We start from the raw sequence: 8300 nt of genomic DNA, 5'->3' as shown, positions 1-8300 counted from the left end.
GCACGCTGCACGAAGGGAGGCCGGGGCGCCGCCACCGGACCCGTGAGAGACGGAGTGGCGGTCTCGGACAGGGGAAGCTGCGGCCGCTGCCCGCCGGCCGCCGGGTCTCCGCCGAGGCCGGAAGCGGCGGCACGCTGCACGAAGGGAGGCCGGGGCGCCGCCACCGGACCCGTGAGAGACGGAGTGGCGGTCTCGGACAGGGGAAGCTGCGGCCGCTGCCCGCCGACCGCCGGATCTCCGCCGAGGCCGGAAACGGCGGCACGCTGCACAAAGGGAGGCCGGGGCTCCGCCACCGGACCCGTGAGAGACGGAGTGGTGGTCGCGGACAGGAAAGGCTGCGGCCGCTGCCCGCCGGCCGCCGGGTCTCCGCCGAGGCCGGAAACGGCGGCACGCTGCACGAAGGGGGGAAGCGGCGAAGGGCCCGTCGTGGCCGGGAGGGCAGGAGCTGCTGGAGGCGTCGGCGCGGGGGCGGCGGGGGCCGGGGCAGGCCGGGCGCGCTCGGCCGGCGTGGTCGGCAGGTCCGATGCGGCAGCTCGCTGTTCCTGCCGGGGTGTTTCGGGCGCCGGGCGGGAGAGGGCGGCCGGCCGATGGTCCGCCGAACCGCTCGACGCCTGCCGCCGCTGCACGGCCGCCCCGCGACCGGCGCGCCTCGCGGGAGCCGCGCTCGCGGCCGGGCCGGTGAGGGGGGCGCCGAGACCGAGGCGGGGTGCGCCGGGGGTGGTCGTCGCGGCACGCTGCACGGGAGGGGAGGCGGGGGCCGGCGTCGGCGCCGAGGCGGGCCGGGCCGTCGTGGCCGGGCCGGTGGACGGGGCGTCTCCCCGCTCACGCGGACGCGGCGGTGTCGGTGCGTCGGGGGCGGAGAGGGCCGAGGACCTCTCCGCCGTCCGCCGACGCTGCACAGCCGCCTCGCCCTCGGTGCCGCCACCCGTCGGAGAAACTCCGGGGGTACCCGTAAGGGGGGCGCCGAGGCCCGGGCGAGGAGAGCCCGGAGCCAGCTCTGAGGGCCTGGTCGCTGTCGACGTACCTTCCGGGGCGGTCTGGTGGGGCTCACGGGCGGGCATCGGCACGGCAGCCGGTGCGGCGTCGGTGGCGGCCACGCTCTCCGTGACCGCCCGCTGCACGGGCGCCTCGCGGCCACCGCTCGCGGCCGGGGAGCCCGCTGCCCGCCCACTCTGCGGCACGGCAGGGGGCACGGTTACGGCGGTGGACGAAGCAGCCGCGGCGGCAGCGGCTTCGGTGGGGGTGCCGGTCGTGGGCCGCGGTGCCGAACTCTCCGCCGTACGACCGCTTTCCGGGACGGGGGTGAGCGGGGCGGCCGAGCGCGTGGCCGTACGGCGCTGCACGGAGGGCGTCGCGGGGCCTCCGCCCGGGGCACCGCTCACCGTCTGCCGCTGCACCGGGGTCTGCGTCCCGGCGCCGGACATCCCGGACAGCGGGGGTGCTGCCGGGGGTGCCGCGGGAGGCGTGGCAGGGGTTCCCGGGGCTGCCGTACGTGCCGTGGCTCCGGGAGACACGGGAGCCGATGCCGTACCACGGCCACCGGACGCGGACCGCTGTACGACGGCGGGTGCCGACGCCGGTGCCGATACGGACGCAGCGCCCCCAGTGGCATGCGAGGCGGTATCGGGGGAGGTACGGCCACCCTGGCGCGGAGGTGACGACCAGCCGCCGGTCACCGGCACCGGATCCCCGGCCTCGACCGCGCGCTGCACGCCCCCGTCCGCCGCCGTTCCGCCCCCGGCTCGGTCACCCTCACCCGCCGCCGGCACCGCACTCTCGCTCGCCGGCGTCCTGGGCGCCGACGGCAACGTCCGCCGCTGCACGGCCGTCACCGACGTGCCCACCGGCGCATGCGTCAGCGCGCTGCGGCGACGCGGGACGGGAGGCGCGGCCACGACCCGCGGACCGGTGGCCGGAGCCGGAGCGACCGGAGCCGACTGCGGCGCCCATGCCACCGGCACCGCAGCCGGAACGACGGCCACCGAGGGGACCGCCCGCTGCACAGAGCTCCTCTTGGCAGAGGAAGCCGAGGAAAGCGAGGGGGTCGAGGAGACCGAGGCGGTCGACGCGGCCGAGGAAGCAGAGGAGGCCGGGAAAGCCGAGGAGGTCGACGGGGTGGACAGGGAAGAAGAGGCCGACGGGGTGGAGGACATCGGCGAAGTGGACGGGGTCGAGGAGGTCGAAGGGGTCGCGGACAGGGAGGGCGTGGCAGGGGCCGACGAAGCCGACGGGGTCGCCGGTATCGGCCCACTCCCCCCACTCCGTACCGCTCCTGCTCCTGCTCCCGCGCCCGCCGTCCGCGCGGCCGCACCACCATCGCGCCGCCCCGCCACCGGTACCCGCTGCACCGCCGGCCCAGCCGAACCCACGGCTCCGGCGGACCCGGTAGACCCAGCCGAACCCACGGCCCCGGCGGACCCGGTAGACCCAGCCGACCTCACGAAGCCGGCCGCGCCCCCAGCCCCAGCGGCACCGGCACGGGCACCTCCGGCCCCAGCCGAACCCGTAGCCCCAGCCGCTCCCACAGGCGCAGCCGACCCCGTAGCCGAAACCGGCCCACCGCTCCCGGCCGACCCACCACGCCCGCCCGCCGGTGTCGAAGACCCTGCTCGTACCGCCCGCAGCGGTACCACCGGCACCGCCGAGCCCCGGCCACCGGCCGAACCCGTCAGCCCCGCCGCTCCCGTCGGGCCTGCCGAATCAACCGGCCCCGACAACGGCAGCCTCTGCACCGGGCGTTCCAGGCCGGACACGGCCCCCGGGCGCGTCATCCCCGTACCGCCGCCGCCGGACAGGGCCGCGCTCGACTCGCCGTCCAGGACCGCGTGCGAGCGCATGCCCATGAACGACGGGTTCTGCCAGGTCGGCAGCCGGCCGCCGAACCCCGAGTCCGCGACCGGTCCGCCCGCCGTCCCCAGCGCACGCTGAATTGGCGGCAGCCCGGACCAGGCCGCCGCCGCAACGGGCCGCGGTGCCTCGACAGGACGCGGCGCCTCCACGGCGGTCTCGGCCCCCGCGTCAGCGGTTCCGCGCCCCCGTATCCGATCCCACAACCCCACCGCTCAGCCCTCCGCCCCTGCGGAGGCCGCCCGGGTCACCAGGGACGCGATCTCCGCCGTGTAGCGGCGGCGGTCGGCGTGCTCCAGGTCCAGGATGTCCTCCAGGCTCCAGTGGAAGTGGTAGGCGACGTACGCGATCTCCTCGTGCAGCCGGTCGGTCGCGTACGTCACGATTCCCCCAGGCGGCTCCCGCCGAGTTCCACCTCGAAGGGCTCCGAGCAGTGCGGGCAGTTGACCGCGGCCCGGGTGTGGCCCTCCGCGTTGATCTGGCGGTAGAAGTCCTGCAGGAACGCCAGGTCGGAGGCGAACATGTTCTCCACGATCCCGTCGTGGACGAAGGCGAGCGTGCCCAGCCGGGTGATGACCCGGCCCAGCAGCACCACCGACAGGAACGCGGGGTTCTCCTGGACGCGCACGTCCCGCAACGGGATCAGTTCGTCCCGCGCCGTCGACAGGCGCATCACGCCGTCGCGGTGGACGGTGCCCTGCTCGTCGACGTACCCGCGCGGCAACTGGAACGGGAACTCCGTGCGCAGCACCTCGACGGGTGTCTCCGGTTGCTGAGGGGCCTGGGGCGCCGGCTCCTCCGGTGCGAGCGGCGCGCCCACTCCCCCGGCCCTGACAGCCGAACGCCTCATTACTCGATGACCAGTTCTTCGAACGTGATGGTCACGGTCTCGGTCAGCGCGGCCGCCTCGCCCGCCTTCACGGTGCTGGTGTCGATCTTGCTGCACCAGGCGTTGCGCAGGTTGTAGCGCTTCACCGGGTTGTTCTCGAAGTCCATCATGATGATGGAGGCGTTCTTGCGGGCCGTGGCCATCTGGCCGTTGATCGACTCGTTGATCCACTGGGTGAACGACGAGGACTGGGTCATACCGCGGACGACCGTGCAGGTGCCGTTCTTCTTCACGCCCGGCAGGTTGCGGACGTGGTTCTTCCCGTCCGGCGTGTTCTGCTGGTAGGTGATGACGTCCTGCTCCATCGTCATGCCGCTGACCTCGGCGAGGTACTCGACCATCACGCCGTCGATCTGCAGGCCGAAATTGTGCGATGTGAGGGCGTCACCCGGCTGGAGACTCATGTGTTACTGCCCGTTCTTCTCAAGATGCCTGGGAAACAAGGGGGTTGGGACCCGGGGGCCCGCTACTCCTGGAGCTCGCCGCTGCCGCTGGAGAACTGGGCCAGCCGGAAGATCACGAACTCGGCGGGCTTGACCGGCGCGATGCCGATCTCGCAGATCACACGGCCGACGTCGACCGACTCCGGCGGGTTGGTCTCCTCGTCGCACTTGACGTAGTACGCCTCCTCGGGCCGCTGCCCGAACAGGGCGCCGCTGCGCCACTCGTTGACCAGGAACGCGGAGATGTTGCGCCGGATACGGGCCCAGAGGTTGTGGTCGTTGGGTTCGAAGACCACCCACTGGGTGCCGATCAGGATCGACTCCTCGAGGTAGTTGAAGTACCGGCGGATGTTCAGGTAGCGCCAGGCCGGGTCGGAGGAGAGAGTGCGCGCGCCCCAGATGCGGATGCCCCGGCCCGGGAAGGCGCGGATGCAGTTGACGCCGATGGGGTTCAGCAGGTCCTGCTCGCCACGCGTGATCTGGAGCTCCAGGTCCACGACACCCCGGATGACCTCGTTCGCGGGGGCCTTGTGGACACCGCGCTCGGCGTCGTTGCGGGCCCAGACGCCGGCCACGTGGCCGGACGGCGGGATCAGCCGGGACTGGCCGGAGGCCGGGTCGAAGGTCTTGATCCAGGGGTAGTACAGGGCCGCGTACTTGGAGTCGTAGCCGGCCGTCTCCTGGCGCCAGACCCGGATCTGGCGGGCGTTGAGGCCGGGCGGCGGGTCGATGACCGCGACGCGGTCGCCCATCAGCTCGCAGTGCGCGATCAGGCCGAGCTGGACGGCCTTGACCGCCTCCAGGTCGATCGCGCCGCGCTGGTAGGCGGCCATCAGGTCGGGCACGGCCACCATGGACACCTCGTCGACGGCCTCCAGGCCGCCGAAGCCGGTGCGGTCGGCCGAGTCGCCGAGGTACTCGGCGGGGCCGGGGTGGGAGCCGGCGTCCGCGACGGGGGACGCGGACGCCGGGGCAGGGGTCGGGGCCACGAGGGCCACCGTTTGGTTCTCCGGACGGGCCAGCTGCGCGGCGGGCGCGGCCTCGGTCACGGTGATGAGCTTGGAGCGCTCCTTGACCTGCGTGACGACGTAGTTGCGGCCGCCCTTCTTCGCGGTCACGTCGAAGGTCTCGACGGCCTTGCCGCCGTCCTTGACGACCAGCTTGAAGCGCTCGGCCGGGCCTTCGCCCTCCGGGTCGGCGACCTCGACGCTCAGGTCACCCGAGGCCAGCGCGCTCACGGTGAAGGTGCCGAGCTGCTTGGCCTCGCCGGGCGGCAGCGCGGCCGGCGGGGTTGAACTCCCGACGGCGGCGGGCGCGTTGACGGCGGTCTCGGCGCCTTCCCGGGTGCCGCCGACACGGACGACGTAGGCCGCCGTGCCGCCGTTGTTGAAGAAGCCGTAGACGGAGTGCGCGAGGTAGTACCCGTCGGTGAACTCGCCGAAGGACGCCACGTACTGCGTCCAGTTGGTCACCAGCGTCGGCTCGTTCAGCGGACCGGTCGGGGCCAGGCCCACGAAGGCCGCCACCGACGTGCCCACCCCCTCGATGGGGCGCGAGCCGCTGGCCACCTCCTCGACGTAGACGCCGGGCGACAGGTAGGACGGCATGCTCTGCTCTCCTCGGGGTACGAGACAGGAACATTCCCACCCTCACGCGCGAAGCGCGCATTCGGAAACGTCCTCCGGTGCCTCACCGGGGGCAGTTCCCTTGCCCGCAAGGGCAGTCCGGGCCGCCCCGCACACCTTCGGCCGACAAGTCTGCCCGCGATCCTGCCCCCGCGGACCTTCCGGCGTCCGGCGTCCGCCGGGTACGGAGGAGGAGGCCCTTGTCGAGGGCCTTGTCGACCGAACGGGAACCGGCTATGCGCACTCAAGCAGAGAACCGCTCCACCGCCGACCGTGACGGCGACCGCCCGACGCCGCGGCAGCCCGCCGCCCCTCCTCCCTTGGCCGCCCTCCAGCGGTCCGCGGGGAACGCCGCGGTGACCCGGGCGATCCAGCGGGCCCGGCAGGAGGACGAGGCGGAGGGGCAGCGGTCCGACGAGTCCGTGCCGCTGCCGCCGCGGACGTCGGTCGCCGACGCCGTCGGCACGCCCGGTGTGCCGCTGGAGCCCCGGATCCTGCAGCGGGCGCAGAACGCCTACGGCATGGACTTCGGCCATGTGCGCGTGCACAGCGGCCCGGTCGCCCAGCGCTCGGCCGAGGAACTCGGGGCCCAGGCCTACACCACCGGCCCGCACATCGTGCTCGGCGGGAACCGCGTCACCGACGAGGTGATGTACGAAGAGGTCGACCACGTCCGCCAGCAGACCCTGGGTCCCGTGCCCGGCACCGCCAACGGCAGGGGCGAGAAGGTCTCCCACCCGGACGACCCGTTCGAGCGGAGCGCCGGCTCCAACGGCCGCAAGCTGGCCCGGGGCGCCGCTCCCGACCTCGCACTGCCCGGGTCCTCCGCACCGCCCGCCGGCGCGGTGCAGCGCAGCCCGGACGAGGACGACGCGGTGCAGCGCAGGCCGGGCGAGGACGCCACCGTCCAGCGGGCGTCCGGGGACGGACCCACGACGGAGGCCACGGCCGGACCGGAGATCGCACCCGCGACCGAACCCTCGCCCCCGGCCTCGCCGGCGGTCAGCGCCGCCACCCCCGTGTCCGTGCTCCCGGCCACCGCCCGCCTCGCGCGGCTCATCGTCGGCGGCACCGCCGAGATCCGGAACAAGCAGGTGCGGTCCGCGCTCGACAAGCGGGAACGCAACGGCCCGAAGTTCACGGCCGAGGAACTTCAGATGATCAAGAACGCCGAGGCCGAGGATCCCGGCTGGCTGCGGACGGTCGGCCTGTGCACCCACCTGGAGGCGCAGGACTACATCAAGAAGGACGACTTCCACAGCTGGCTGGCGCAGCCCAAGGGCAAGCGCCTGCTCATCGCCACCCTGCGGTGGCAGCAGCACACCGAGGGTAAGGAGGAGGGCGGGGGGAGCGGACCGGCCGGTACCGGCCCCCGGCCGGACTACCAGCTCGGCCGCCACCATGCCATGCGCGACAAGTCGAACCCCGAGGAGGAGCGGGAACAGCTCACCGGGGAGCGCAACGAGCAGATCTTCCAGACCTTCGTCGCGACCCTGCTCCCGCCCGACATCTCCGACGACGTACCGAACGCCGCCGAGCACCGCAAGCGCGTGCAGCGCGGCACCGAGATCCTGACCAAGATCTTCCTGATCCTCAAGGAAGGGCTGCAGGTCTTCAACCCGAAGACCGGTCTCCACGAGGACTTCAAGGACGACGTCGCGCACGCCCTGGCCTACGGCGGTCGCGTCAACATCCGCATCCCGCAGCTGGCCGACGGCCAGCACGGCTACGAACTCCCCCGGTGGCTCCACATCACCAGGGAGAACCCGAAGTTCTACGAGCCCAACGCGAAGCCCGAGCCCCCGGTGTACAAGCGCACGTACGCCACCCACCACATGGACATCAGCGACAACAAGCCCGGACAGCCCGGCCGCTTCGTGGAGAAGGGCGGGCTGAAGGCCACCGCGCAGAACCTCATCGACCCCCACAGCCACCTCTACGGCATGGGCGTGGGCGTCGGAGGCGCGGGAAACACGGGCTACCACGGCGGGACCATCCTCCCGGACGAGTCGCACGGGCACCTGTTCATGGGGTACAAGCCGCCGACCGGCAAGCGCGACGGGGCACTTCAGGTCGGTATCGAGACCGCCGGGCCGGGCGGCAGGACCCCCGAGGGCTACGAACACAACTGGAAGAGCAGCGAGAAGACCGCCAACCCCTTCAGCAACTTCGGCGGCCACAAGGACGACAAGATCGGCGGCGACGCGCCTCTCGCCGCCAGCCAGCGTTATGTCGACCTCCGGCAGTTCGGCGACTGGCTGAAGAAGCTGAAGGATCTGGAAGCGGACTGGAAGACCGAACTCGCCAAGGCGACGACCCATGAGGAGAAGGCGGCCCTGTACCGGGACCTGATCGGCAAGCGCTCCGATACGTAGGCCGCCCGCGGCGCACACGACAGCGTCCGCGGCGACACGGCACCGTCCGCACCGCACACACCACCGTCCGCACCGCACACGGCACCGTCCGCACCGCACACACCACCGTCCGCAGGGGCAA

Annotated in this window: 5 protein-coding genes; 1 reads left to right on the top strand and 4 read right to left on the bottom strand. The window is 73.2% G+C overall.

Translation table 11 applies throughout. The features are described 5' to 3' along the window. Positions 1-3062: 3062 nt before the first annotated feature. The 4 genes from AB0N16_RS18155 to AB0N16_RS18140 form a co-directional block, all read right to left on the bottom strand. Positions 3063-3230 carry a DUF6760 family protein gene (locus AB0N16_RS18155; RefSeq protein WP_351316879.1) on the bottom strand — a complete coding sequence of 56 codons (168 nt, stop codon included), beginning with the start codon at positions 3228-3230 and terminating at the stop codon, positions 3063-3065. Beyond that, positions 3227-3697 (bottom strand): hypothetical protein, encoded by a 471-nt coding sequence (locus tag AB0N16_RS18150; protein WP_362558775.1) that lies wholly within the window; start codon positions 3695-3697, stop codon positions 3227-3229. The genes AB0N16_RS18155 and AB0N16_RS18150 overlap by 4 nt, the downstream gene beginning before the upstream one ends. Next, positions 3697-4140, bottom strand: a complete 444-nt coding sequence (locus tag AB0N16_RS18145; protein ID WP_189262970.1) for a phage tail protein — start codon at positions 4138-4140, stop codon at positions 3697-3699. The genes AB0N16_RS18150 and AB0N16_RS18145 overlap by 1 nt, the downstream gene beginning before the upstream one ends. Positions 4141-4202: 62 nt before the next feature. After that, positions 4203-5786 (bottom strand): phage tail sheath family protein, encoded by a 1584-nt coding sequence (locus AB0N16_RS18140; protein WP_365797732.1) that lies wholly within the window; start codon positions 5784-5786, stop codon positions 4203-4205. A 254-nt stretch (positions 5787-6040) separates the two neighbouring features. Between AB0N16_RS18140 and AB0N16_RS18135 the strand changes: the two genes are divergently transcribed. Further along, on the top strand, positions 6041-8179 hold the full coding sequence (locus AB0N16_RS18135; RefSeq protein WP_365797730.1) for a DUF4157 domain-containing protein: 2139 nt from the start codon (positions 6041-6043) through the stop codon (positions 8177-8179). Positions 8180-8300: the final 121 nt, after the last annotated feature.

The organism is Streptomyces sp. NPDC051105 (assembly GCF_040682795.1).
Lineage (GTDB): Bacteria > Actinomycetota > Actinomycetes > Streptomycetales > Streptomycetaceae > Streptomyces.
This window is presented reverse-complemented; position numbering and strand designations above follow the sequence as displayed.